We start from the raw sequence: 25894 nt of genomic DNA on the forward strand, positions 1-25894 counted from the left end.
GGTTAATCCCCAAATGTTTCTAGTACTATCATTTGCCAGGTTTATAAGTCATGCAGCGTCCCCTCATTAACTCCCTAGCTCGCGAATCTGTAGAAGTCAAAGAAGACAATCAATTTCTCGGTTTTCAAACCCGTTTTGCCGGAGCCATGGATATGTATAGCAATCAGGACAAGGTTGCCGATTATCTGGGCGCTCACGAAGGTTGGTTTTGTCGTTGTGCCGAACCGATGAAAACTCTGCCCTTCGGTGAGAATGGTTATATTATCACCATCGGTAAATATGGAGCTTTTGGCTATGAACTGGAGCCGAAAATCGCTGTGGTTCTGGAGCTGCCCGTCAATGGAGTCTATCATACTCGCAGTGTTCCCATTCCCGATCAACCGTTTTTAGGCTATCTAGTGGATTATCAGGCAATTATGAAACTAGAGGAAATGCCCCTATCTTCTCCTAGTCGGGAAATAGAGGCAATTTTTCGGCAACAGGGACGGGATATTCCGGCGGTTATCACCCAAGTCACCTGGGAACTGCGTATGGATGTTATGGTTAAGTTTCCCAAGTTTATTTATAAGATTCCCCGTCCCATTCTCCAAAAAACCGGTGATAAACTGTTGACGCAAATTGTTCGCCAAGTTTCCCCCCGCTTAACCTACAAAGTTCAAGAGGATTTTCACTCTAGCTTTAATTTACCCCTACCCCCTGCCTCCAGTCGTCTTTTCTATCGTCTGGACTCCTGTGAGGGTGGGTTGCTTGCCTAGGGTTTGGGGGGCCTGTCAACAGTAAGCAGTAGAGCTTGCTGATGGGAAACCAAGGAAAAATAAAGATTTGCTAACGGTGCTGGTCAGTCTAAGCTAGAATTATTAAGAAATGTTTACTTGTAAAAATAAACCTAAGACTACTTCAATATTTTATGTCTCTGCCTATCCGTAACGTTGCTATCATTGCTCACGTTGACCACGGGAAAACCACCCTCGTCGATGCACTCCTCAAACAGTCGGGAATCTTTCGAGAAGGGGAAGATGTACCCACCTGCGTCATGGATTCCAATGACCTCGAAAGAGAACGCGGTATCACCATTCTGGCCAAAAACACCGCCGTTCGTTACCAAGACACCCTGATTAACATCGTCGATACTCCCGGTCACGCCGACTTTGGTGGCGAAGTGGAACGGGTTTTAGGTATGGTGGACGGTTGTATCCTGATTGTCGATGCTAACGAGGGGCCGATGCCCCAAACCCGTTTTGTGCTGAAAAAAGCCCTAGAAAAGGGATTAAGACCGATTGTCGTGGTTAATAAAATCGATCGCCCTAACGTCGATCCTAACCTAGCCGTGGACAAAGTTTTCGATCTGTTTGTGGAACTGGGTGCCGATGACGACCAATGTGATTTTACTACTCTGTTCGCTTCCGGGATGCAAGGATTCGCCAAAGAAAGCCTCGAAGACGAAGACAAAGATATGCAGCCCCTGTTTGAGGCGATTTTACACCACGTTCCACCACCGGCCGGGGACGTTAACAAACCCCTACAGCTGCAAGTAACCACCCTCGATTACTCGGAATACTTAGGACGCATCGTTATCGGCCGCATCCATAACGGCGTAATTAAAGCTGGTCAACAGGCAGCTTTAGTAAAGGATACGGGCGCGGTTGTCAAGGGTAAAATAACAAAACTTCTTGGTTTTGAAGGTCTTAAACGGGTGGAACTAAACGAGGCCAGCGCCGGTAATATCGTCGCCGTGGCTGGTTTTGCCGACGCTAACATCGGGGAAACCGTAACTTTAGCCGATGACCCGCAAGCTTTACCCCTAATTAAAGTCGATGAACCGACCCTACAAATGACCTTCTCGGTGAACGATTCTCCCTTTGCCGGTCAGGAAGGCACTTTTGTCACCTCGCGGCAAATTCGCGATCGTCTAATGCGAGAATTAGAAACTAACGTCGCCCTGCGGGTGGAAGAAAGTGATTCTGCCGAGAAATTCCTAGTTTCGGGACGGGGAGAACTGCATTTAGGCATTCTCATCGAAACCATGCGTCGGGAAGGCTACGAATTCCAAGTATCGCAGCCGCAAGTTATCTACCGGGAAATTAACGGTCAACCCTGTGAACCCTACGAATACCTCGTTTTAGATGTACCCGAAGAAGCGGTGGGTTCCAGTATCGAACGTCTCGGCCAACGGAAAGGGGAAATGCAGGATATGCAGACGGGCAGCAATGGCCGTACTCAATTGGAATTCGTGATTCCGGCCCGAGGTTTAATCGGTTTCCGGGGCGAATTTATCCGTCTGAGTCGCGGTGAGGGGATTATGAACCATAGTTTTCTCGAATATCGTCCTTTCTCCGGGGAATTGGCCACCCGTTACAATGGCGTGATTACTGCCTTTGAGGAAGGAGTGGCCACTTTCTACGCCCTCAAAAACGCCGAGGACCGGGGAGTATTCTTTATTACTCCGGGGACAAAAGTGTATAAAAACATGATTATCGGCGAAAGCAACCGGCCTCAGGACGTGGAGATCAATATCTGCAAAACTAAACAGTTAACTAACCATCGTTCCGCCACCGGGGATGAATTGGTTCAGTTACAATCCCCCGTGGATATGAGTCTCGAACGCGCCCTCGAATACATCGGACCGGATGAGTTGGTAGAAATTACCCCGAAATCGATCCGTCTGCGTAAATTACCGGTGAAAAAGTTAGCCAAACGTTAATCGGTTTTGACAAAATCCGGCGGCAATATCTAACAAAGAAATCCACTCAGATTTTCAACAAAACTGAGATGATAGAAAAAAGTGCCTTGAGTTTGAGGGTAAAGAATCTGCTGTGAGCTATTCTGCTACTTTGATGCGACATCCGATGTTTCCCGCCGCGTCGGACAGCAATCGTCTTCGTCTCTTTTCGGGATCCGCTAATGTATCTCTTGCCCAAGAGGTGGCCCGTTATCTGGGCATGGATGTGGGTCCGATGATTCGTAAACGTTTCGCCGATGGTGAATTGTACATCCAGATTCAGGAATCGATCCGGGGCTGTGATGTCTATTTAATTCAACCCTGTTGCAATCCCGTCAACGATCATTTGATGGAATTGTTGATCATGATTGATGCCTGTCGTCGTGCTTCTGCCCGACAAATTACCGCCGTAATTCCCTATTATGGTTATGCTCGCGCCGATCGCAAAACCGCCGGCCGGGAATCGATCGCCGCTAAACTGGTGGCTAATCTGATCACGGAAGCGGGGGCAAGTCGCGTGTTGGCCATGGATTTGCATTCGGCCCAAATTCAAGGTTATTTCGATATTCCCTTCGATCACGTTTACGGTTCCCCAGTGGTGGTGGACTATCTTCTCAGTAAACAATTACCCGATATCGTCGTGGTTTCTCCCGATGTGGGTGGGGTGGCCAGGGCGCGGGCTTTTGCCAAAAAACTCAATGATGCTCCCCTAGCAATTATTGATAAACGCCGGCAAACCCATAATGTGGCGGAAGTGATGAACTTGATCGGCGATGTTAAGGATAAAACGGCGGTTTTAGTCGATGATATGATCGATACGGCCGGTACGATCGCTCAAGGGGCGCAGTTACTGAAAGCCAAGGGGGCGCGACAGGTTTATGCTTGTGCCACCCATCCGGTTTTTTCTGGTCCTGCGATCGAGCGTTTATCCAGTGGCATAGTCGAGGAGGTGATCGTTACTAACACGATTCCCGTCCCCCAAGAACATCTTTTCCCGCAACTGAAAGTCTTGCCGGTTGCCCCGATTCTGGGTGAGGCCATATGGCGCATTCATGAGGACAATTCCGTGAGTAATATGTTCAAATAGATGGCCGAATCCCCCTAAAACTAGGGGGAATTTTTATATTTAGCCCTTTTCTGTGGAAATGGGGTGGGTTAATGGCATTATCAACCACTCCATCTCGCAGAGAGAGGGGGAAGGTGTAGAGAGAGAATCGATCGGAAAATTAAATATAGCAATTCTTAAACTTCACTGGTTATTTCACAGTCTTGCCGTACAATGGAGATGCAGAACAGTTCTTCCGATAGTTATTGTGTTCTATTAGCTAAAAACGCTTAATATAGGAGATAAATAGCCTAAAATGTCCAAAGTGGTCGATATTAACAATCCACTGATCGATCCAACTCCTCCAGAGGTTCACTTAACTAATGCACCTCTAGTGTGTGTGCTTGGACAAGTACGGTTCCCACAAATTCTGGCCGTTGAGGATAGGAAATTTGTGACTCCATTTCAGGAAGCTATTAGAACAAAGTATCCTAAGTTACGGCAGGAACGAACTTATCAATTAACTTTTGATAATCAAGAAAAAGATGCCGTCAGATCTCAAGCTGAGGTTATCTGGCAATTTACAGATGCCAATAATCATTGGCGAGTCTCATTAGCGTCTAATTTTGTAGCCTTAGACACATCAAAGTATGTCAGTCGTCAGGACTTTTTAGAGCGAATGAGAGAAGTTTTAACTGCGGTTAATGAACATATTCAACCCAACCTTGTTGAGCGAATCGGTATTAGATATGTTGATCGTATTGAGGGTATTGATGTAGGGAATATTTCTAATTTAGTCAGATCAGAACTGATAAATATCACCGCGTCAACATTTCAAGAACATATTCTTCAAAGTTATAATGAATCTCTGTTTCAGTTACCTAATACCCAAGGGACACTTGTAGCAAGATGGGGATTGATTCCCAGTAACGCTACTTTTGATCCAAATGTCCTTGAACCGATTGATCAACCGAGTTGGTTTCTTGATTTAGATATGTCTATTTCAGAGAATCAAGAATTTGACGTTGAAAAAATTTTAGAGGATGCAAAACGATTTTCTGAAAGAATTTATACTTTTTTTAGATGGTCAGTAACCGAAGAATTTCTAAGACGCTTTGGAGGTGAACAATGAGTAACTTAGTGATTGAACGTTCAAATACTTTTGGCTCAATCAATCCTCAAAAACGATTTAGAATGATTCCTGGTATTGCGGAATCCAGTACCATTGGCTATGATAATCTTGCCGCTCAAAAGTTACTAGCGATTTCAGAAAGAACTAATAGCGAAATAGTTGTTCCGAAGCACAATCCTCATCTTTTTCAAGATAGTCAAAAAGCGATTAATGAACTCAGAAAAACCAGTGGACTGACCTGGGAGCAAGTTGCCAAACTATTTAATGTTTCACGTCGAAGCATTCATTTTTGGGCAAGTGGACAGCCTCTAGCTAGTGACAATGAGGAGAAATTAAATAGATTACTGGGAGTGATTAGATATATTGATCGAGGAAGTGCAAGTCTTAACCGTAAGTTATTATTGAATCCTAATGCTGATGGGGAACTGCCTTTAGACCAATTAATATCAGGAGAATATGATAAAGTAAGAGAGAATCTTGGGCGTGGTAATCCACCCAAAAGACCGCAATTAAGACCTTTGTCTGAGGAGGAGAGTGAGCTTCGTAGGCCTTTACCACCGGAGATATTAATTGATGCTTTACAAGATTCTATTCATCATGATGTTGGACGTTCTAGACCTGCTAAAACATTGAGGAGTGGTCAAAATCGCAGTGGAAAGCAAACAGATTGATCTCATTAACAATGAGTTACAAACATGGTGTCAAGGGGATTTTGTTTTAGGAGAACAGTGGTTTGTTCATCGATTTAATCCTCAATTTCCTCTTACACCTGATTCTACAAAGCAAGATGCTGAAGAAAATGATCTTGTAGAATCGGAAGTAAAAGGTCTAGTTGTTGTTACACAAACTTGCGATATTGTCCGTTCTTGTTGTGAACGTCCTTTTCTAGAAGTTGTTCCTCTGGTAGAAATTGAAGCTGAAAAAATTAGTGAGATAAAAAAAGGCAGACGACCTCAATACGTTTACATTGAAGGAGTTGCCAAACTAAACTTAGTAGCTGATCTCGATAGGGTAATGACAGTCGAAAAAGCATTGATCTTACAATGGAATCGTCAACAGGGTTGTGTAACTGATCAAGAAAAAAGACTCTTAAGACAAGCGATAGCAAGAAAAAGAATTCGTTTTGCTTTTCCAGATGATTTTGTTCAATTTGTCAGTAAACTTCAAAACCGGATGCAAGATAAGCATACTAAACAAAGTGATGAAGGGGAAGCCTTACGAGCTTTGCGGGAAATTAGAGTTAGTGCAAGACCTTCGTGGAATGATGAAAATCCTGAACTTATGTTTTATTTTATTCGTGAAGAAGAACAAGAGGACTATAATGACATTGGATGGGACAAATGGCTAGACAAGTGGTTAAATTTATTACCTAACTCTGGACGTTTTCAGTCTGATGGTTTAGTAGTAAGCTTAGAAGATATGACCGCAAAAGATTATGTTGAGAGTGATCAACTGGATCTTGAGCATTTGTCTATGGCCCAAAGCAATATTGAAAATTTAGATTTATAGAAAACTATAATTACAAAAGTTTTCCAAATATTGTCGCAATTCTGATACTGGTGAGATACAAAGTCTCCAGTTTTAGGGAAGAGGGAGAAACAAGCTGATGGCTAAAAAACTGATAACTGATATTAGTTACTGTACCTCATAATACTGAAAAATCTCTAGTCATTTCGATCGGGATTGAGAAGACCAATATTAGACCAGTGGAGGCTTTCACCGGTCAAGAATGTCTAGAATTTATTGAGAATGACTAAATTTTCTTGACATTAATTCTGATTTATGGCAGCGTCGGGGTTGTCAAGTCCTCCCAGACGATCGAAGGGCCAAAAACGCACCACGGCGCGACCGATTAAGTTTTCCCGGGGAACGAAGCCCCAAGCGTGGGAATCATAACTATTATTGCGATTATCGCCCAAAACCAAATATTGATCGGGGGGAACTGTCACCGGTCCGAAAGTATAATTAGGTTCTTCGGCGATATACTTTTCCGCTAAAACTTTACCGTTGACGTGAACTAGACCGTTTTTGACTTCCACCTTATCCCCCGGCAGTCCAATCACCCGTTTAATAAAAGCATCCTGAAAATTTTGAGCTTTCAGGGCGGCTGTCGGACTAAAAACCACTATATCACCCCGTTCTGGCTTCTGAAAATGATAGCTAACTTTCTCGATAATTAGGCGATCGTTAATCTGGAGAGTGGGTTCCATGGAAGAAGAGGGAATATAACGGGCCTCGGCCACAAAAGTGCGGATGCCAAAAGCCAAAATTCCAGCCGTGACAATGGTTTTAACTGCTTCTAGCCAAGGGTTTTCTTGGGGGACGGGAGGAGGAGAGGGTTTTTCGGATTTATGGTTCAAGCTTTCAGCCATAGAATTTAAACTTTTGAGAAGGATTAAGCCAATACGCTCTTTAATGTTCTAGTCTAGTGATAGTAGCAGCGTAGATAATATTTTAAGACAATTTTCCCACATATACTGGATCACTGTTAATTTGTCAACGCCGCACCCTGCTGCCTGAAGGGGAATTTCCTCGGGGGTAGAAAAAGGCAATGCAGTCTCTCAAAAAGGCAAGTTTTTCGCCGCTATTAAAGTAAAAGCTTGATAATTCGAGGATTGAAGCCCTAATCTCCCTTAAAAGTCTCTTCTCCGTCACTACTTAGACCTATGTTTGCACAAATTCCCGAACGATCAATGCACTATCTGCGATGGGTTGTTACCATCGCTTGGTTAATTCTGATATTTTCTCTGTTTTTTGACCCGATTTCGGCACAATTAACCGATACTAATAATCTCTCTAGTCCCCTGAGAGTTGCTCCCGATGTGTGCATTAAAGTCCAGGGAGTTTGCTTACCCCAATCCTCCTATCAGTTAGCTGCGCCGATTTTTTGGGGAATAGTGGTTCCTAGTAGCATTTTTATCTTATTAGTATTCGGTCACGAACTCTGGCGGCGTATCTGTCCTTTATCCTTTCTTTCTCAAATACCGCGCGCTTTGGGTAAACAGCGTCAGAAAAAATACACCGATAAATCGGGGAAAGTCCGCTATGAAATCTATAAAGTGCCGAAAAACTCTTTTTTAGCTCGGAATTATCTCTATCTACAATTAAGTCTGTTATTTTTGGGTTTATGCGGACGGATTCTCTTTGATAATTCCGATCGCTTAGTCTTAGGCAGCTTTTTAATCTTTACTATTCTAGTGGCGATCTTTGTGGGTTATTGGTATGGGGGCAAATCTTGGTGTAACTATTTCTGTCCCATGAGTCCAGTGGAAAGGATTTACGGTGAACCGAGGGGTTTACTAAATAGTACCGCTCACGAAGACAGTCGCGGTGGGATTACTCAATCTATGTGTCGTATTGTCCGGGAAGATGGTAGCGAACAAAGTGCCTGTGTTGCCTGTCAGAGTCCCTGTATCGATATCGATGCGGAAAGATCCTATTGGGATGGGATAACCAACAGAGATCGCCAATGGCTTTATTACGGTTATTTTGGCTTAGTTTTTGGCTATGCTATCTATTATTATCTCTATGCTGGCAATTGGGACTATTATTTCTCTGGAGCTTGGGCGCACGAAGAAAATCAACTAGAATCCCTCTTTAAACCGGGTTTTTATCTTGCTGGTCAGGCAATTGCGATTCCGAAGCTGGTAGCTGTTCCCTTAACTTTGGCAATCTGCACTTTTTTGGGTTACTTTCTCGGTAAAAAAGTTGAAAATGCCTACAAAGTCGATAGAATTCGCAAAAAGTCGCCTTTAACTACAGAAATTATCCGTCACCGCGTCTTTACTGTCGGAACTTTTCTGATTTTCAATTTCTTCTTTATTTTCGCTGGTCGTCCTTTTATTAATCTTTTGCCAAAATTTTGGTATTATTTCGCTGATATTTTACCGGCTGTTTTGAGTAGTTTATGGTTATATCGCACCTGGACAAGGGATCCGGGCCGTTACCAACGAGAAGGACTAGCGGGAAGATTGCGTAAACAGTTGGGTAAACTGGGTCTCGATACGGCTAAATATCTTGATCGGCGATCGCTGGAAGCTTTGGACGCGGATGAGGTGTATGTGTTAGCCAAGATACTGCCGGATTTCACACACCAGAAGTGTTTAAAAGCCTATAAAGCCTTGTTAAAAGAGGCTTTGGAGGAGGGATATACTGACTTCGGCCACAGCCTCGAAATCCTAGAACAAATGCGCTTAGAGTTGACGATTACCGAGGCCGAACATCAGGCAATTCTAACGGAGTTGGGTGTGGAATCGGCCGAACTTCTCGATCCGGACAAGCAGTATAGTCGCGAGGATTGGTTGCGTTTGCAGAGTTACCGCGATGCTTTGTTGGAAAGTTTGTTGGTGACTTGGAAAAAAGACCCCGATCGCCGGGTGGGGTCAGAATTGCTGCAAGTGTTAACCGGTAAGAGTTCCAGGGAGGCGATCAAGCATTTATTGACGGAATTGCCGGCCTCGGAAACGGAAACTGTCGAGTCTTTGCGTCGGGAGTACGGAGTTACCGGTCAGGAGGAGGAAACGATTCTCCATCGTCCTCTGTCCCGTCAATTATGGCAAAATATCGCCCGCGCTTTTCAGGTCTTTGATCGTCTATCTTTTAGTAGTGACAGCGATCGTGATCAACAGGAAAGAATTTTATTGGAAAGATTCCAGCTATTCGATAGTGATGGTTCGGGACAAATTAGCCTTGAGGAGTTAAAAGCTTGTCTTCAGGCGATCGAACCGGGGGTGACAGACAAGGAAATCGAAGCTATGTTACAACAGGCCGATACCGGTCGCGATAATCAGATTAGTTTTCCGGAGTTTCGCAACCTACTGCACCAATTCCACAAATAAACTGTCTTCAGTTAAGGAGTCTTTATTTTCCCTGACTCCTTATTCCTTGAAAAAATAGCTGTTCGCAGGCAGGCACGGATTCCCATTATACTAGAAAGTATAAGGCAAGTTGAGGGATTTTGTCAAGCTTTTTTGAGAAAAAATTTCGAGGTTTCGCTGAACTGTATGAGGGTAAATCCAATAGGGACTATAGAGAGGGAGATTTAATAGCAAAATGTAGTATATTCGTTTCTATTTCAGTTATGGTTTCTGGAAATCGCTGATTGTTAAAATTGATCTGCTCGGAATATAGATGATAGGCTGTATTGTAAAAGTTACGAAGGATAAAAGCAATAAATATGCTGGGTGTTAAAGGGGAGGACACTGGAATTCGGCAGTTTTTGAATTGTCCTAGGGTGAGATGACATCTGGGGTGATGAATCTCTTGAAAATTATCAGGATCGTAATCAAATCTAATCGGTACAGCTACAATATTTTTGTCGATAATATCGGCAAATATCTCATCTTCTTCATATAGTTCTGGCTCATTTTGAAAAGATTCTAAATAAGGGGATGAGAAGAAAGCTAGTCTATGGGATAATAACTGCGATCCTTGGAAGCGATAAAGTAATTGAATCAAGGCTCCATCAATCATTTTAATATTATAATTCTTACCGCGATCAAGCTCATCATAAATATCTTGATAGGCAACATTTTTTAGGGCAATGGATAAGTCGGAACTATTGGCATAGCTAATCTCAGAAATATTTTGACTCAATTTATTCAAAGTCGGAAAGTTCTGCTGACTTGATAATCCTACTTCTATCAATTTAGCCGTTAAATTTTTAACATCTTTAAAGATATTCTGAACATTAAGCATTTCTTAACTATTCTTGGAATATTTTGATAATTTCGTTTTTTTCATCTGATGAAAATTCTATACTTTTTAACTTGGCAATTAATTCTTGCTTTTCCCTGTCATTTTTATATCTCTTGGTATTAAGAGTATCTCGATAAACCTTCTTCATTTGTTGAAGTTCTTCGGGGGTTGGATAGGTAAACTCAAGAGCAAAATTTCTCGATTTAATTTCCTGAAATTCCCTCTCTAAAGCTTGCATATTTGCTCCATAACCAATAACTCTTAACCAAGCTTTACTTCTAGTCATCGCTGTAAATAAAATATTGCGGTTACTAGCAATTTGTGAACCAGATAAACATTCTTGAGCGTTAATGAAATAAACCATTGCCGCTTCATTGCCTTTTGCACGATAAATCTGTGTAAAAGCAATCGAGTTTTCTTGAAAAAACTCATCGGGAGAAGATGTGCTGCCTGCTAAATGAGAATTAATATTTTTTGTAAATAACATTTCTCTAGCTTTTCCAAAAACGTTGCGAGCATTTTTAGGTATTGGATGGATAACCATAATATCTTGGCATCTTAATTCATCTTCCTTGAGATTCTTGGCAATTTGTTCCACTAGCCATTCAAATTGCTCCTGATTGTTATCGAAAGATTTAAAGTTGATAATATCATCGATAGAAGAATGTTCTTCAAGGAATTTAGGACTGGTTTTGGGGGTTCTAATCAGTTTAACAAATTCTCCTGATTTTAATTCTCCTTCTTCAACCTCATAACCAATATCTTGCCATAATTGACGATTATCAAACATTTGAATTAGTCCCTGTGGATAATAAACTCCAAAACCTAGAGCATGAGCAGAGGACAGAATAGGACGAGAATTTCTGTAACAAGTATTTAAAACCACATCTTGTTGGGGTTCGCTGGGTAAATTCTCCAATTTAACTCTAGGATTACCATGATTATCATTTCCAAAAATAACTTCGGGAGAATGCATGACTTTACTATTTAAGCTTTGCAACTCATCATAGGCATAAACTAAACGTTTATCATCTTTCAAGATTTCATAGCAGAGTCTTAAGAAGTCTTGAGGAAAATCTTGAGCTTCATCAATTAAAATAAGATCATAATATTGATGAAATTTTTTAATCTCTCGGAAGGCTTTTTGACAGGCAAAGTCAAAAGGTTCTTCATGCGAATATGTTAGGTTGTCTGCTTGACTAAAACCTAAATATTCAATATTATGTCGTTTACATAGCTCATAATAAATTCCTTCTATCTTAGGACTTCCCCACGCATGAATAATTTTTACTTTTTCCCAGTCTGGTTCGGAATTTTTATGCTCATAACTAAACCGAGTAATTAAATCTTTGTATTGATCCTTTAACGAGCGTGTATAGAAGGTAACAGCAATATTCCAATCGGGATGAGTTGCATGAAGATAAGCTACTTTCAGCGCTAAGACAATTGTTTTTCCCGAACCTGCTAAACCTCTAATTCTTTGTACACCTTTAGTGGTTTCTAAAACAGCCTTATTTTGAGTTTCATCAAGATTAGCGATAGAATCTTCTAATTTTTTTAACTTTGCTCCCCTAGAATCTCGTTTAACAACATAACTGCGAGCGTCTTTTTTTCTAATGGTTGTAACAGCTTGTATAACTGAGTTGACTTTCTCGAAATATTCAGAATCATTGCCTTGACATTTCTTGATAAAATTATCAAGATCTTCATCTTTAATAAGAACAGGATATTCCTCTCGGTTAATTGCTTCTGGATAATTATTCCAAATCGGTGCATAGGTGGCTACAGAAATGCTAACCATTAGCTTTCTTTTTTGAACAAGCTCTTTATAAGACAGCAGTTTTGCTTCTAACTTGGTTATGCTCTCGTCTTGAGTGCCTTCAATATCCAAATCATAATTTTTTCCCTCATCAATATTAAAAATAATAACCCCTTGCTGACGAGAGACTAATAGAGCATCAATTTGATATCCTCCTTGGGGAGTTCCAATAATAGGATAGCCGATATACAATGTTCCCTCTATATCTGTTCTTTCCTCAAAATATTTAGCTAATCTTTGAGAAGATACAGGTTTAGCTGAAGAACCGCGAATAACGTTAACCATAATTTTTACCTCGGGAGTTCTTTTAGCAGAATCATTAGATGCCTATTGATTCTTGAGGAGGGCAACAAAATTACTATAGCATTTTTTCAACCATCAAGTCATGTTATGCTCATCGGTTAATCCCCAGTTTTGACCTAAAGCTATAAATTATAGCTATTAAGTAGGGAGGCACAATTATTTGTAGGATGGGTTAGCGGTAGCGTAACATGAGTGGGCGTTGGGTTTCATGCTTCAACCCAACCTACGTTCTATAGATATAGATATTAACCTCTCACAATAAACCGCGATAGCGGATAAAAACGAGGATTACTGCCCAGGAACCTAAAGCTACTTTAACGGCGACTAAAATATTTAGTATCGGTAAAATACCACCACTAAATAGCGCCCCTAATTCCCCGTGGGGTAACTCAAATCCTGAGAGAGTAATGGCGGCTAAAACAATAAAAACTAAGACGGAAATTTTCTCCCATGTTGCCGCTTGCCAACGGCGATAAATTGCTTGCATCCATTCGGGAGACGAGATAATTGCTATTAAACCAATTGCCGTACCTCCGGCGACTCCGGCGGCAAAACCTCCCCCCGGACTTAAATGGCCGCGGATAGCTAATTCAATGCCCACTAAAGCGGCAATTGTTGACCCCAAACGGGCTAAAATAATTGAAGGTTGGTCGGTAAATTGATGGATTTTACTGGCGGGTTTTTCGGTGGCTAGAAGAAAATTCGCCCCCATAATGGCAATGGTAAAAACAACCACTTCATAGATGGTGTCGTAGAGACGATTACGAAAAATAACCACCGAAACCGCATTAGGAACACCGCCGTCGTCCACCAGGGATTTAACAATTTCTAAGGATGATACAGAGGAAGCAGTATTGGGAATAATTACCATTTTGACAGCGAAGGCAATGGCGGCTAGAGTGTAAATCCATTTCATTAGTGTTTCTCCTCTAATTTTGGGGTTTCAATACAGGTTAAAATCGTGTTGGCTGCCGTTAATTCATTTTTAAAAATATCGTAGAGATAGGGTAATCTAATTGTGGTTTCGTAGGGGATGGTTTCTGGATTGTCTTGACGGATACAGACGGCATGAATATCCTTATCCATAAGTGCCTGTTGCAAAGCTTGCCTGTCACTGTAGGCAACTAATTCTAAACGCATAAAACGTTTACTTAAAACCGTTTGTAGTTGAGTTTTTAACTGTTCTAAAACCGTATCGGTTTCCTCGGCAATTACTCCTAAACGCATCACTAAAGAGGAACGAATCGCCACCGCGTAGAGAGTTACGGCTAACATGGTTCCCATCAAAGCTTCGGTTAAAGATACATCTGCTGCCCCTAATAAAGCATAGACTAAGGCTGCTATTGCCCCTAAAACCCCGCGAATTACTAGAGCTTGGTAGGGATTAGATTGTAACATCACCATCGCCGCAGTTAAAGGCAAGAGGGCAACAATAACATAGAGATAACTTTCATTCATCTTTAATTTTACTCTCGATCGCTAGAAGTATAAGCTAAAACGTAGCCTAACATGGTGTTCCAAATTGCTAGGGAAATTATTGCCAATAATAATAAAGGCCAATTTTGGGGAACTTTCAAAAGTAGCCCGAAAATAATCGCCATGGAACCCAAAGTATCAGCGACAGATAGACCGTGTAATTTATATAATACCGAGCGCTTGTCTAAAAGATGCGCCGTTCCCCAAAACCAGAAAAAAACTCCGATAGCGATGCAGATATAACTGAAAATGTCAATCATGATTCGTTCAATCGTTTAAGAATTTGTGCTAATAACATAAAACCAGCATTACCGACACTGAGAATAATCACTGCTACCACTCCAATCATCCAATCATCCCGCAGAACTGACACCACTAGAATAATAATCGATGATTTACTGGAAGCACTGGCAAAGGCGGCCATTTTTTGCCAGATGTCATCATTTTTTGCCACTTCATAAAGGGGAATTAATAGGGCGACAATCATGGCAATGAGAACAATATTCATCCCTGGGAACTCCGTTTAATTACATGAACTTCATAACCCTCATTTTCCTTGTATTCGGTGACGATAGTTTTCGGGGTAAAGGTAATGAGAAATATATCCCAAAAAGCTAATCTGGGTGAACGTTTACCCGAAATTCTCTCGAAAATAATTTCTTCTTCCTTGTGGGGACGAAAGATGATTTCAAACGCTTCCTTATAAGCTTGGGGAATAGCCATAAAGACTTTAATTATTACCTTTAACCAATCGCCTAAAGTTTCGCTAGAGGCGAAATTACGGGGCAAAAGAAAAGCAATAGCAACCCCGATCATAATATTAGCAGGGGTGAAATTAGCGGTGAGCAAAAACCACATAGTTAAACGCAGAATTATATGTCCGATCATGCGAATACCATCCAAAATAATAGAACTAACATTATACTCATCATACCGACGAGATTATCAAATTGTTCCCAGGCTCGCGATAATTTTATGGATAACTTTTTGAAAACTCCCAGATATAACCACCACCCGGCACCGATGACAGCTAAAGCTTTGATAATATTGGGTAGATTATAAGCTTCAACATAGACGGCATTGGATAAAAATAGGGCGGCAAGGAGCAGAATTATTGCTGTCCAGAAACCGATAGTTAGCTTCTGTTTGCTTTCGCCACCTGCGTGGGGTAAAAAGATAAATTTAGCAAAGGAAATCGCCGTCCCCACCGCCACAAGATTGATCATAATCTCTTGCCAAGGTAATAAATTTTTCATCGTTAACGCTTTCGCCCCAAAACCGGATAATAAGGGGAATCCAGAGATGGAAAAACTGGCGATAACAATAGCAATCCAGAGGGAATTAGGGAGCGATTGTTGCTGTAATTCTTTAAAATTGCGACTGGGTAAAACTCCCACTAACAGAAATAGGGAAGATTTAACTAATCCGTGGGTAAGGGTATAAAAACCGCTCACCGGTGGGGCAGCCAAAATAAAACCCAGCTGCACGATCGTGCTAAAGGCTAACATCCGCTTGCTATCCTTTTCAAAAATCATATAGGGTACACCAAAAATCGCCGTTAGCACCCCGAAAAGCCGAATTAGTCCATCCAAATCCTCTAGGATTAAAGCACAGCGCAGGAGGGGAAAAATGCCCGCTTTTACCACCACCCCTGACATCAGCGCCGAGACAGAGGTTTCCGATTCCGAGTGTGTCATCGGTAGCCATAATCCCGAGACAAAGATTCCCCCTTTGACTAATAATCCCATGAAGATTAAAGCCAAGGCTTCGGGAGGTGCGTCCTTTAAACCAGCAAAAGCAAAGGAATTATTGGCTTTATAGACTAAAACTGCGCCAATAAGGTAAAATAACATCGCCACATTGCTGATAAACAGATAACGCAGGGCAACCCAGAGAGAGCGATCGCTGCGAGGATAGGCAATCACCAGAAAAGCGGCAATACTAATTACTTCTAAGGCAACGTAAACGCTAATAAAATCTTCACAGACGAAGACAGAATTAATGCTGCCGTGGAGAATGATAGCTTGGGCGTAAAAAAAGGCGGTTTTGCTACTTTCCCAATTATAAAAGATCACCGCCATGGTCACCAGGGCATTGGTGAGGATAAAATAGGCACTTAACTGATCGGCTACCAGTTTCACGCCATAATTATCCAGTAGGTTGAGGGTTATGGGGGCGGATTGGCCTAATAGAAGGAAGGAATGGCCAGAGGATAATATGGCGGCGAGAGCAAGATATTTGTCTAATCGCGGCAATAAATAGATGATAAAGCCGATCAAAAAGGGTAAACTTATCCAAGCGATCGTTAAAGTATTCATGGTGTGTTATTTTTTTCTATCTCGCTGCTGTCGAGGGTGGGGTTATCTTTGGCTAATTTCATCACTCCCACCAGCATTAACGCCTGAATGGAAAAACCGATGACGATCGCTGTTAAAATCACTGCTTGGGGTACAGGATCGGCGTAATTTTGCTGTTTAACTGTACCGAGGATGGGAGTAAATAAACCGTCACGGGAAGAAATCACCACATAGTAGGCGATAACGCCCGTACTCATGACATCCATGGCGATAATCTTCATGATTAAGTTTTTTTTCAGGAATGTTCCTAAAAATCCGCACAAAACGGTGGCGAATACAAACAACTCTAGCAGGGGAATCGTCACTGGGCTTCTTGATTAGATTTGGTTATGAGTCAAAATACTTTTTCTAATTATCCTCGATCGAGTCCCAATTGATCAAAAAATTCTCAGGCTTTGCCGCTTCTTCCTTGAATCATCGGTGAATTGGTGAAGATCTATAGTTACTATTAGCTAAAAGCTAGGAATGAGGGAGCTAATTGGGCTAGAATTGAAAGGAACAACAGCATTAATATAACAGCCATCATACCGACGAGATTATCAAATTGTTCCCAAGCTGTTGATAATTGTAAGGACAGCTTTTTAAATATCCCTAGATACAACCCCCAACCGATAGCAATAATCCCTAAAGCTTTGCTGATATTTCCCAGATTGTAGGCATCGAAATAGACAGCATTGGCTACAAATAAGGCAGTTAACAATAGTATTATTCCTAACCAACCACTCAAGGTTAACTTTCTCCCAGTGGTAACTTTTGCGTGGGGTAAAAAGATAAATTTGGCAGTGGCGATCGCTGTACCTACGGCTGCTAAATTGATGGCTACCTCTTGCCAAGGTAATAAATTTTTCATCGTTAACGCTTTCGCCCCAAAACCAGATAATAAGGGGAATCCAGAGATGGAAAAACTGGCGATAACAATAGCAATCCAGAGGGAATTAGGGATCGATTGTTGCTGTAATTCTTTAAAATTGCGACTGGGTAAAACTCCCGCTAATAGAAATAGGGAAGATTTAACTAAACCGTGGGTAAGGGTATAAAAACCACTGACTACCGGGGCGGCTAAAATAAAACCCAGCTGCACGATCGTGCTAAAGGCTAACATCCGCTTGCTATCCTTTTCAAAAATCATATAGGGTACACCAAAAATCGCCGTTAGCACCCCGAAAAGCCGAATTAGTCCATCCAAATCCTCTAGGATTAAAGCACAGCGCAGGAGGGGAAAAATGCCCGCTTTTACCACCACCCCTGACATCAGCGCCGAGACAGAGGTTTCCGATTCCGAGTGTGTCATCGGTAGCCATAATCCCGAGACAAAGATTCCCCCTTTGACTAATAATCCCATGAAGATTAAAGCCAAGGCTTCGGGAGGTGCGTCCTTTAAACCAGCAAAAGCAAAGGAATTATTGGCTTTATAGACTAAAACTGCGCCAATAAGGTAAAATAACATCGCCACATTGCTGATAAACAGATAACGCAGGGCAACCCAGAGAGAGCGATCGCTGCGAGGATAGGCAATCACCAGAAAAGCGGCAATACTAATTACTTCTAAGGCAACGTAAACGCTAATAAAATCTTCACAGACGAAGACAGAATTAATGCTGCCGTGGAGAATGATAGCTTGGGCGTAAAAAAAGGCGGTTTTGCTACTTTCCCAATTATAAAAGATCACCGCCATGGTCACCAGGGCATTGGTGAGGATAAAATAGGCACTTAACTGATCGGCTACCAGTTTCACGCCATAATTATCCAGTAGGTTGAGGGTTATGGGGGCGGATTGGCTAAATAGAAGGAGAGAATAGGCGAGAGAGATAATAGTGGCGGCGAGAGCAAGATATTTGTCTAATCGCGGCAATAAATAGATGATAAAGCCGATCAAAAAGGGTAAACTTATCCAAGCGATCGTTAAAGTATTCATGGTGTGTTATTTTTTTCTATCTCGCTGCTGTCGAGGGTGGGGTTATCTTTGGCTAATTTCATCACTCCCACCAGCATTAACGCCTGAATGGAAAAACCGATGACGATCGCTGTTAAAATCACTGCTTGGGGTACAGGATCGGCGTAATTTTGCTGTTTAACTGTACCGAGGATGGGAGTAAATAAACCGTCACGGGAAGAAATCACCACATAGTAGGCGATAACGCCCGTACTCATGACATCCATGGCGATAATCTTCATGATTAAGTTTTTTTTCAGGAATGTTCCTAAAAATCCGCACAAAACGGTGGCGAATACAAACAACTCTAGCAGGGGAATCGTCACTGGGCTTCTTGATTAGATTTGGTTATGAGTCAAAATACTTTTTCTAATTATCCTCGATCGAGTCCCAATTGATCAAAAAATTCTCAGGCTTTGCCGCTTCTTCCTTGAATCATCGGTGAATTGGTGAAGATCTATAGTTACTATTAGCTAAAAGCTAGGAATGAGGGAGCTAATTGGGCTAGAATTGAAAGGAACAACAGCATTAATATAACAGCCATCATACCGACGAGATTATCAAATTGTTCCCAAGCTGTTGATAATTGTAAGGACAGCTTTTTAAATATCCCTAGATACAACCCCCAACCGATAGCAATAATCCCTAAAGCTTTGCTGATATTTCCCAGATTGTAGGCATCGAAATAGACAGCATTGGCTACAAATAAGGCAGTTAACAATAGTATTATTCCTAACCAACCACTCAAGGTTAACTTTCTCCCAGTGGTAACTTTTGCGTGGGGTAAAAAGATAAATTTGGCAGTGGCGATCGCTGTACCTACGGCTGCTAAATTGATGGCTACCTCTTGCCAAGGTAATAAATTTTTCATCGTTAACGCTTTCGCCCCAAAACCAGATAATAAGGGGAATCCAGAGATGGAAAAACTGGCGATAACAATAGCAATCCAGAGGGAATTAGGGATCGATTGTTGCTGTAATTCTTTAAAATTGCGACTGGGTAAAACTCCCGCTAATAGAAATAGGGAAGATTTAACTAAACCGTGGGTAAGGGTATAAAAACCACTGACTACCGGGGCGGCTAAAATAAAACCCAGCTGCACGATCGTGCTAAAGGCTAACATCCGCTTGCTATCCTTTTCAAAAATCATATAGGGTACACCAAAAATCGCCGTTAGCACCCCGAAAAGCCGAATTAGTCCATCCAAATCCTCTAGGATTAAAGCACAGCGCAGGAGGGGAAAAATGCCCGCTTTTACCACCACCCCTGACATCAGCGCCGAGACAGAGGTTTCCGATTCCGAGTGTGTCATCGGTAGCCATAATCCCGAGACAAAGATTCCCCCTTTGACTAATAATCCCATGAAGATTAAAGCCAAGGCTTCGGGAGGTGCGTCCTTTAAACCAGCAAAAGCAAAGGAATTATTGGCTTTATAGACTAAAACTGCGCCAATAAGGTAAAATAACATCGCCACATTGCTGATAAACAGATAACGCAGGGCAACCCAGAGAGAGCGATCGCTGCGAGGATAGGCAATCACCAGAAAAGCGGCAATACTAATTACTTCTAAGGCAACGTAAACGCTAATAAAATCTTCACAGACGAAGACAGAATTAATGCTGCCGTGGAGAATGATAGCTTGGGCGTAAAAAAAGGCGGTTTTGCTACTTTCCCAGTTATAAAAAATAACTGCCATCGTCACCAGGGCATTAGTGAGGATAAAATAGGCACTTAACTGATCGGCTACCAGTTTCACGCCATAATTATCCAGTAGGTTGAGGGTTATGGGGGAGGATTGGCTAAATAGAAGGAGAGAATAGGCGAGAGAGATAACAGAAGTAATTAAGGACAGATATTTAGCCCAGCGAGACAGTAAATAGCCAATAAAGCCGCTCAAAAAGGGAACGACTATCCAAGCGATCGTTAGAGTATTCATGGTGTAGGATTTTCTGATCTTTACTTTGTCTAGGGCAGGGTTTTCCTAGACTAATCTGCTCAATTTCACCAGCAAAGATACTTTTTCTAATTATCCTCGATCGAGTCCTATTGATCAAGAATTTTTCGGGTGGCAAATAGATTGTTTTGGATCTATAATTATTATTGAAAAAAATAAAAGCAAGCGGTTTCGCTTGTTTGGTATGAAGGTGGCAATCGCAGTTTTTTCAACTGTGTTTGTAGCCTTTAACCAAGCTTATAAAGGAGCCAATTCTGTAGCCCTAGAATAGATTGACACACTTAAAGGAATGAATGCGTCTCGTTCCCAGATTTTTCAAAAGGTTTTTGAGAGTCCCAATCCGATTGTCTGGCACTAACATCGGATTTTAACAGGTCAAAAGCCTTATTTTAAAAGGGTTTTACCATTATTCAGAAAACCCTATGTAAATGACCAAAACCGCCAAACCAATAGCTATACTGTTATAAGAGCTATTTCCCGCAATTAGACCGCCAAGAAAAATTGAATGCCAACGATAACAAAAGAAACCCTTAAGCAAGAACTCGATCGCCGTAATAATCAACAACGTCAAATCTTAAATATTCAACCTTAAAAGGAGCAAACCTAATGACAACTAGAGAAAGACTGATCCAAGAAATATCTCAAATCTCCGAAGAAATTGTTGAAGAACTGCTTGACTTTTTATTATTTACCCAAGCCAGAAGGAATCAACAAAAAGAGCCAAAAACGCCTAGACCCTACGCCCTCTGTCAAGGAGAATTTACCGTTCCTGCTGACTTTGACGATCCCTTACCCGATGAAATCCTACAGGACTTTGAAAACCCTTTATAAAAATCATGCGACTTTTACTCGATACTCATATCTTTCTCTGGTTTCTTAATGGAGATCCTCAACTTTCACAAGATTTTTGTGATGCCATTAAAGACGCTAAAAATAGCGTATATTTAAGTGTAGCCTCCATCTGGGAAGCCATTATTAAATATCAATTAGGTAAACTTCCCTTGCCAGAATCACCAGAAGTTTATCTGCCCAAACAACGCGATCGCCATCAAATAGCGAGTTTAACGATTGATGAAGAAAGCATCGCCTATTTAATGAAATTACCTCCCTTGCATCGTGATCCCTTTGATAGACTGCTAATTTGTCAAGCAATCCAAAATGATTTAATCATTATTACAGTTGACCAAAAAATTCGCTCCTACCCAATCATTACAACCTTATAATTAATCAGACAAAAATGGCAGAAGTAAACGTTTATTATGATCCAATGGGTAACACCTTAACCGTTGGGTTTGGCGCACCGCACGACCGTTAGAGTATCCATGGTGTAGGATTTTCTGATCTTTACTTTGTCTAAGGCAGGTTTTTCCTAGACAAAGTAAAGCTCAATTTCACCAGCAAAGATACTTTCTCTAATTATCCTCGATCGAGTCCTATTGATCAAGAATTTTTCGGGTGGCAAATAGATTGTTTTGGATCTATAATTATTATTGAAAAAAATAAAAGCAAGCGGTTTCGCTTTAATAATGTATATCTTGCCAGAGGGAGCAATCAGTAATGTTTTGGAAATCTTTGATATTTTTGCTGGCAATAATAACCCGACGACTGGGATATTTTTCTTTGAGTAGAGTCCAGAATTACAATCACTCTTTTAATCCCATCCCTGAACTTTTCTGGCTCTCCTAAACTGGTTATAGCAAATTAGTAGTTTAAATCAGCCTAAACCCTTAAATAGTCTGGAATCTAACAAAGCAAAAAGCTTTTGGCTCTTCTGGTTTCTGTGTGGAAACGAGGTCTATACTGATAGAATATCCGCAAAATAGCCCTAAAAGTCTTGCCCGATAAGCATTTCACGACTCCATAAGCAAAAATTATCACACAAAGTCGAGAAGAGCCAGCTTTTTTTATTAAAATTGCTTTTTTGAATTCTGGTGAGCCTTACTTCTTTTAACCGTCCGTTGCATTTCAGTTGTTATTTGTCTGTTTTAGGTTTTAATTTAGAGCATATTTATCAAGAGGGTTGCTCTTAAGCTTGGAGCCAACTTCTCAAGATATTAATTACTACTGGAGTGAAAGGTTCCATTTGATCTTGCTGAGGTTGTGATAGGTCATCGATTAATATATTTAATATTTCATCATCCTCTAAGCCGTCATCTGGATTTATGCCATTTTCCCATAATAAAACATTAGACAACTGCTTCCGTGTTTCGATCAAAGCACGGTTATTTTTTTCATGGTCACCCAAATTTAAAACTCGAATCGTGACAGCTGCCCGATCGCTCAATCCTTCTACCCGTCCACTAATTTTGAATCGCAGTTCTGTTTCACATTCTGTCATCAGGGGAGTTAGGGGTAGGTGTTGAGATTTATGTGCATCACCGCATTGATTAGGGGTATTACAACTAGCAACAATATTTGAAAAGTCGAGCGTACGTTTAGGATTTAGCTTTTGAGCTTCTATATGCTCATTATGGCAAGCATTAATTTTTTCGATTCGCTGGCAGCAATAGGCACAAAGATAAAACTGCTCATTAAGAGCATAGTCTCGAATCTTTGCCCGAACGACTTTCCCTTCTTCTGTTTTATCTAAATCATCGTATGCCCCATGAGGGTTCTTCCTTTTCCAAGCTTTTAAACAACAAGGTTCAGCCCCTTTACTAATGGTTCGCATAAGGTTCAGCCCCTTTACTAATGGTTCCCATGACGCAATTCTTGTTTACGGAGCAGTAGTTTTGCTTTGACCAATTCGAGATGATTGGCAGGTAGTTCCTCACTTAATTCTGCCAGCAATTGTTGAGCCTCGGTTAGCTTTGAATCTTGTATGGCATCTAGCAGATCGTTCAATTCAGTATCAATTTTCTCATTACGAATGCTGGTATTCATGACATCTAATAAGACAGTATTAGCATCTTGCCCATATTGAGATGGTAACTGTCGCAATTCGCCATTAGCTAAAGTGTAGATCAAAACATTTTTACAATCACTGATCACTAGAGGTGAATGGGTTGTCAGCACAAACTGACAATTTGGGAAAGTTTCGGTCAGGCGCTCGCAGAGGCGACGTTGCCAAGAGGGATGTAAATGCAAATCGACTTCATCAATCAAAACGATACCATCACCTGCTAAAGGATTTTCTAAGGCAGGGTTCAGCATGGCTAGACGGCGGGCAATATCACCAACAAGAGCCATTAGGGATTTTTCGCCTTGTGAAAGTTGGGCGACGTTGAGGGTTTCACCATTTTTGTCCACTGCCATGTAGAGACGAGGTTTACGACGGACTCTAAGGTTATCCAGATGGGGCATAAATCGGCCAATGGCGGTGCGAACTGCTGTTAATTGCCGATCTTTAGCGGAGGCATTGCGTTCGTTTAACCATTGCCATACGTCTTGATTGGTTTCAGCCATTATTGGTCTTAGTTGGTTGAGAACGTCTTCTGGAACTCCTGATTCATTTTCGGTATCTTCCCGTTCTCGGAACCATTCAAAAAAGCGGCGAAAGTCAACGCCCTGACTTAAGGAGTTATCATAACCGTCCAATTGCAAAAAGGTATGCTTAGTCCTAATTTTTAGTGGAATATCGAGTACGACACGCTCGACAGGATAAAACGCAATTAGGGGTAGGCTAGTTTTGTCATCATGGGTGAGGGCATCACGATAACGATTGGCCAAGCGCGTACAGTCATTAAGGTTGCTATTATATTGGGCTTTACGTCCTTTTCTATTTTTTGCAAGAATCCATCTGAAATAATGGTCAATATCGCTTTGATCAGGATTGTTTAATGATTTGGAGGAATCCCAGACTTCGATTTCAATGCTGCCAGCATTAGCAGTATTAAATATGGCATCTTCAGAAATAGGGTTACCACTCCCTTTTTCTGTAAGTAAACGAGCAGTAAACCAACTAAGAGAAGTTGCTAATGCTTTTAGTATAGCAGTTTTACCAGCCCCGTTATTACCAACAAAAACGGTAATGTTGCTTGGGTTTTGCTCTGTAGGCGCCAAGGAAATTTCCAGCTTTTCAAATAGCCCGATGTTATTTAAGATGACCCGTTGAATTTCCATATCGGTGAGAGTGGCGAGGGATATGCTGACTGCTGATAGACTAGGTATAAAACCGTAAAACAGTTAGAAGATAGGGAAAATATCTGGCTTCCTAAGTAGGTAGGTGTTAAAAGTTCTCAAATGCCCCCCTTATTAAGGGGGGATTAAGGGGGGATCGGCACCCCCCTTATCAAGGGGGGCAGGGGGGATCAGACGCAAAATCTATCTTCAATTTAATTATAACTACTTACTTAATCGCTAAATAAAACTATAAGTTAAACTCGATCGCGATGACGGCGATCAGCGATAAAAGACTCCACCAATTTAACATCTTCGACACTACCGATCACTAAAGGTGTGCGGTAGTGTAATTTATCGGGAACGATATCTAAAAGATTTGTCACCCCATCACTAGCTTTACCTCCTGCCTGTTCAATTAAAAAAGCAAGGGGGGCAGTTTCATAAATTAAGCGCAATTTTCCCTGGGGATTTTTAACAGTACCCGGATAGAGAAAAACTCCACCCTGCATTAAAATTCGATGGATATCTCCCACTAATGCCCCACTGTAACGGGCCGTGTAACCATCATGACGGTGGACATAACGAGTATAGTCGCGAATTGCCTCATCCCACTGCCAAAAATTGCCCTCATTGGTACTATAAATCGGACCGTGATCGGGGATAATAATATTCTCTTGGGCGAGGATAAATTCCCCTAAACTGGGGTCAAGGACAAAGGCATGAACACCGCGACCGATCGAGTAAACTAAAATAGTCGAGGGTCCGTAGAGAATATAACCGGCGGCGATTTGTTTACGACCATTTTGCAGTAAATCCCGCGCCTCTCCGTCTAAATCATTGTCTTCCTGTTGACGGATGGCAAAAATCGAACCCACATTTAGGTTAATATCCACATTGGAAGAACCATCGATCGGGTCGTAGAGTAGGGTATAGCGACCGATGGGACAGTTTTCTGGGATATAATAGGGTTTATCCATTTCCTCGGAAGCAAGACGGCAAACTAAACCACTTTGCTTAAAAACCGAGATAAATACCTCATTGGCAAAAACGTCCATTTTCTTGACCGATTCCCCTTGGACGTTGGTTTCTCCAGTAAAACCTAGCACATCCGCCATTAATCCCGCTTTACTGAGACGACGGGCAATTAATTTCCCCGCTAGGGCAATCCGACTCATAATTGCGCTTAAATCCTGCGCGTCGGAGGAAAAGCTTTGTAGTTGTTGCAGGACGTGACGGGAGAGGGTGGTACAATCTCGATCGAGGCTATGTTCGGGGATAGAAAAGGGAATATTGCTAACCATAACTGTAATTGCCAGTAATAAAGTAAAAAAGGGAAACCCGTCTAGTCTCAATTGTGACTATGATTTGATCCTAGCCAAGATTTTCCCTATTGCGGT

General features: G+C 41.6%; 25 protein-coding genes. 9 read left to right on the forward strand and 16 right to left on the reverse strand.

Features of this window, described 5'->3' with window-relative positions; translation table 11 throughout:
* The first annotated feature begins 50 nt into the window (after positions 1 to 50).
* The 6 genes from MAE_RS10280 (at position 51) to MAE_RS10305 (ending at position 6405) form a co-directional block, all read left to right on the forward strand.
* Positions 51 to 755 (forward strand): DUF1997 domain-containing protein, encoded by a 705-nt coding sequence (locus MAE_RS10280; protein WP_012265516.1) that lies wholly within the window; start codon positions 51 to 53, stop codon positions 753 to 755.
* A gap of 152 nt (positions 756 to 907) precedes the next feature.
* The gene (gene typA / locus MAE_RS10285) at positions 908 to 2701 is read left to right on the forward strand and encodes a translational GTPase TypA (protein WP_002796752.1); all 1794 of its coding nucleotides are present in this window, start codon (positions 908 to 910) and stop codon (positions 2699 to 2701) included.
* Between the two features lie 133 nt (positions 2702 to 2834).
* Complete coding sequence (locus tag MAE_RS10290; protein WP_012265517.1) at positions 2835 to 3806, forward strand: ribose-phosphate pyrophosphokinase; 972 nt, start codon at positions 2835 to 2837, stop codon at positions 3804 to 3806.
* A gap of 274 nt (positions 3807 to 4080) precedes the next feature.
* Positions 4081 to 4896, forward strand: a complete 816-nt coding sequence (locus tag MAE_RS10295; protein WP_012265519.1) for a TIGR04255 family protein — start codon at positions 4081 to 4083, stop codon at positions 4894 to 4896.
* Positions 4893 to 5567 carry a helix-turn-helix domain-containing protein gene (locus MAE_RS10300; RefSeq protein WP_041804010.1) on the forward strand — a complete coding sequence of 225 codons (675 nt, stop codon included), beginning with the start codon at positions 4893 to 4895 and terminating at the stop codon, positions 5565 to 5567. Before MAE_RS10295 ends, MAE_RS10300 begins: the two co-directional genes overlap by 4 nt.
* The gene (locus MAE_RS10305; protein ID WP_041804672.1) at positions 5548 to 6405 is read left to right on the forward strand and encodes a hypothetical protein; all 858 of its coding nucleotides are present in this window, start codon (positions 5548 to 5550) and stop codon (positions 6403 to 6405) included. The genes MAE_RS10300 and MAE_RS10305 overlap by 20 nt, the downstream gene beginning before the upstream one ends.
* Before the next feature lie 260 nt (positions 6406 to 6665).
* On the opposite strand, the gene lepB is transcribed toward MAE_RS10305, so the two are convergent.
* Positions 6666 to 7268 (reverse strand): signal peptidase I, encoded by a 603-nt coding sequence (lepB, locus tag MAE_RS10310; protein ID WP_012265522.1) that lies wholly within the window; start codon positions 7266 to 7268, stop codon positions 6666 to 6668.
* Between the two features lie 294 nt (positions 7269 to 7562).
* Here lepB and MAE_RS10315 point away from each other — a divergent pair, with 294 nt between their 5' ends.
* Complete coding sequence (locus MAE_RS10315; RefSeq protein ID WP_012265524.1) at positions 7563 to 9734, forward strand: EF-hand domain-containing protein; 2172 nt, start codon at positions 7563 to 7565, stop codon at positions 9732 to 9734.
* A 187-nt stretch (positions 9735 to 9921) separates the two neighbouring features.
* On the opposite strand, the gene MAE_RS10320 is transcribed toward MAE_RS10315, so the two are convergent.
* From MAE_RS10320 to MAE_RS10375, 12 genes are all read right to left on the reverse strand, one after another.
* Positions 9922 to 10593: a DUF2290 domain-containing protein gene (locus MAE_RS10320; RefSeq protein ID WP_002796746.1), complete on the reverse strand. Its 672-nt coding sequence runs from the start codon at positions 10591 to 10593 to the stop codon at positions 9922 to 9924.
* Between the two features lie 7 nt (positions 10594 to 10600).
* Positions 10601 to 12697, reverse strand: a complete 2097-nt coding sequence (locus MAE_RS10325) for a DEAD/DEAH box helicase (protein WP_012265525.1) — start codon at positions 12695 to 12697, stop codon at positions 10601 to 10603.
* 271 nt (positions 12698 to 12968) lie between these two features.
* Positions 12969 to 13631: a Na(+)/H(+) antiporter subunit B gene (locus MAE_RS10330; RefSeq protein WP_012265526.1), complete on the reverse strand. Its 663-nt coding sequence runs from the start codon at positions 13629 to 13631 to the stop codon at positions 12969 to 12971.
* The gene (locus MAE_RS10335; RefSeq protein ID WP_012265527.1) at positions 13631 to 14173 is read right to left on the reverse strand and encodes a DUF4040 domain-containing protein; all 543 of its coding nucleotides are present in this window, start codon (positions 14171 to 14173) and stop codon (positions 13631 to 13633) included. Before MAE_RS10335 ends, MAE_RS10330 begins: the two co-directional genes overlap by 1 nt.
* A gap of 8 nt (positions 14174 to 14181) precedes the next feature.
* Positions 14182 to 14451, reverse strand: a complete 270-nt coding sequence (locus MAE_RS10340; protein ID WP_002752066.1) for a monovalent cation/H(+) antiporter subunit G — start codon at positions 14449 to 14451, stop codon at positions 14182 to 14184.
* On the reverse strand, positions 14448 to 14699 hold the full coding sequence (locus tag MAE_RS10345) for a hypothetical protein (protein ID WP_002739224.1): 252 nt from the start codon (positions 14697 to 14699) through the stop codon (positions 14448 to 14450). The genes MAE_RS10340 and MAE_RS10345 overlap by 4 nt, the downstream gene beginning before the upstream one ends.
* Entirely contained in the window at positions 14696 to 15079 is a 384-nt protein-coding gene (locus MAE_RS10350) for a Na+/H+ antiporter subunit E (RefSeq protein ID WP_002771871.1), read from the reverse strand. Before MAE_RS10350 ends, MAE_RS10345 begins: the two co-directional genes overlap by 4 nt.
* Complete coding sequence (locus MAE_RS10355) at positions 15076 to 16509, reverse strand: cation:proton antiporter (RefSeq protein WP_012265528.1); 1434 nt, start codon at positions 16507 to 16509, stop codon at positions 15076 to 15078. The genes MAE_RS10350 and MAE_RS10355 overlap by 4 nt, the downstream gene beginning before the upstream one ends.
* On the reverse strand, positions 16506 to 16853 hold the full coding sequence (locus MAE_RS10360; protein ID WP_002796737.1) for an NADH-quinone oxidoreductase subunit K: 348 nt from the start codon (positions 16851 to 16853) through the stop codon (positions 16506 to 16508). The genes MAE_RS10355 and MAE_RS10360 overlap by 4 nt, the downstream gene beginning before the upstream one ends.
* Positions 16854 to 16996: 143 nt before the next feature.
* Complete coding sequence (locus MAE_RS10365) at positions 16997 to 18463, reverse strand: cation:proton antiporter (protein WP_012265529.1); 1467 nt, start codon at positions 18461 to 18463, stop codon at positions 16997 to 16999.
* Positions 18460 to 18807: an NADH-quinone oxidoreductase subunit K gene (locus MAE_RS10370; protein WP_002796737.1), complete on the reverse strand. Its 348-nt coding sequence runs from the start codon at positions 18805 to 18807 to the stop codon at positions 18460 to 18462. The genes MAE_RS10365 and MAE_RS10370 overlap by 4 nt, the downstream gene beginning before the upstream one ends.
* A 143-nt stretch (positions 18808 to 18950) precedes the next feature.
* On the reverse strand, positions 18951 to 20417 hold the full coding sequence (locus MAE_RS10375; protein WP_012265530.1) for a cation:proton antiporter: 1467 nt from the start codon (positions 20415 to 20417) through the stop codon (positions 18951 to 18953).
* A gap of 624 nt (positions 20418 to 21041) precedes the next feature.
* On the opposite strand from MAE_RS10375, the gene MAE_RS10380 reads away from it, so the two are divergent.
* Both MAE_RS10380 and MAE_RS10385 read left to right on the forward strand, forming a co-directional pair.
* Positions 21042 to 21266 carry a DUF2281 domain-containing protein gene (locus MAE_RS10380; protein ID WP_002796731.1) on the forward strand — a complete coding sequence of 75 codons (225 nt, stop codon included), beginning with the start codon at positions 21042 to 21044 and terminating at the stop codon, positions 21264 to 21266.
* Between the two features lie 5 nt (positions 21267 to 21271).
* Positions 21272 to 21658 (forward strand): type II toxin-antitoxin system VapC family toxin, encoded by a 387-nt coding sequence (locus MAE_RS10385; protein WP_012265532.1) that lies wholly within the window; start codon positions 21272 to 21274, stop codon positions 21656 to 21658.
* Positions 21659 to 22461: 803 nt separating this feature from the next.
* Here MAE_RS10385 and MAE_RS10390 read toward each other — a convergent pair.
* The 3 genes from MAE_RS10390 to fbp all read right to left on the reverse strand — a co-directional run bounded on the left by MAE_RS10390 (position 22462) and on the right by fbp (position 25798).
* On the reverse strand, positions 22462 to 23106 hold the full coding sequence (locus MAE_RS10390) for a hypothetical protein (RefSeq protein ID WP_012265534.1): 645 nt from the start codon (positions 23104 to 23106) through the stop codon (positions 22462 to 22464).
* A gap of 17 nt (positions 23107 to 23123) precedes the next feature.
* On the reverse strand, positions 23124 to 24497 hold the full coding sequence (locus tag MAE_RS10395) for an AAA family ATPase (RefSeq protein ID WP_012265535.1): 1374 nt from the start codon (positions 24495 to 24497) through the stop codon (positions 23124 to 23126).
* 254 nt (positions 24498 to 24751) lie between these two features.
* A complete protein-coding gene (fbp, locus tag MAE_RS10400) occupies positions 24752 to 25798 on the reverse strand; it encodes a class 1 fructose-bisphosphatase (protein WP_012265536.1) in 1047 nt (348 codons plus the stop codon).
* Positions 25799 to 25894: the final 96 nt, after the last annotated feature.

The organism is Microcystis aeruginosa NIES-843 (assembly GCF_000010625.1).
Classification (GTDB): domain Bacteria; phylum Cyanobacteriota; class Cyanobacteriia; order Cyanobacteriales; family Microcystaceae; genus Microcystis; species Microcystis aeruginosa.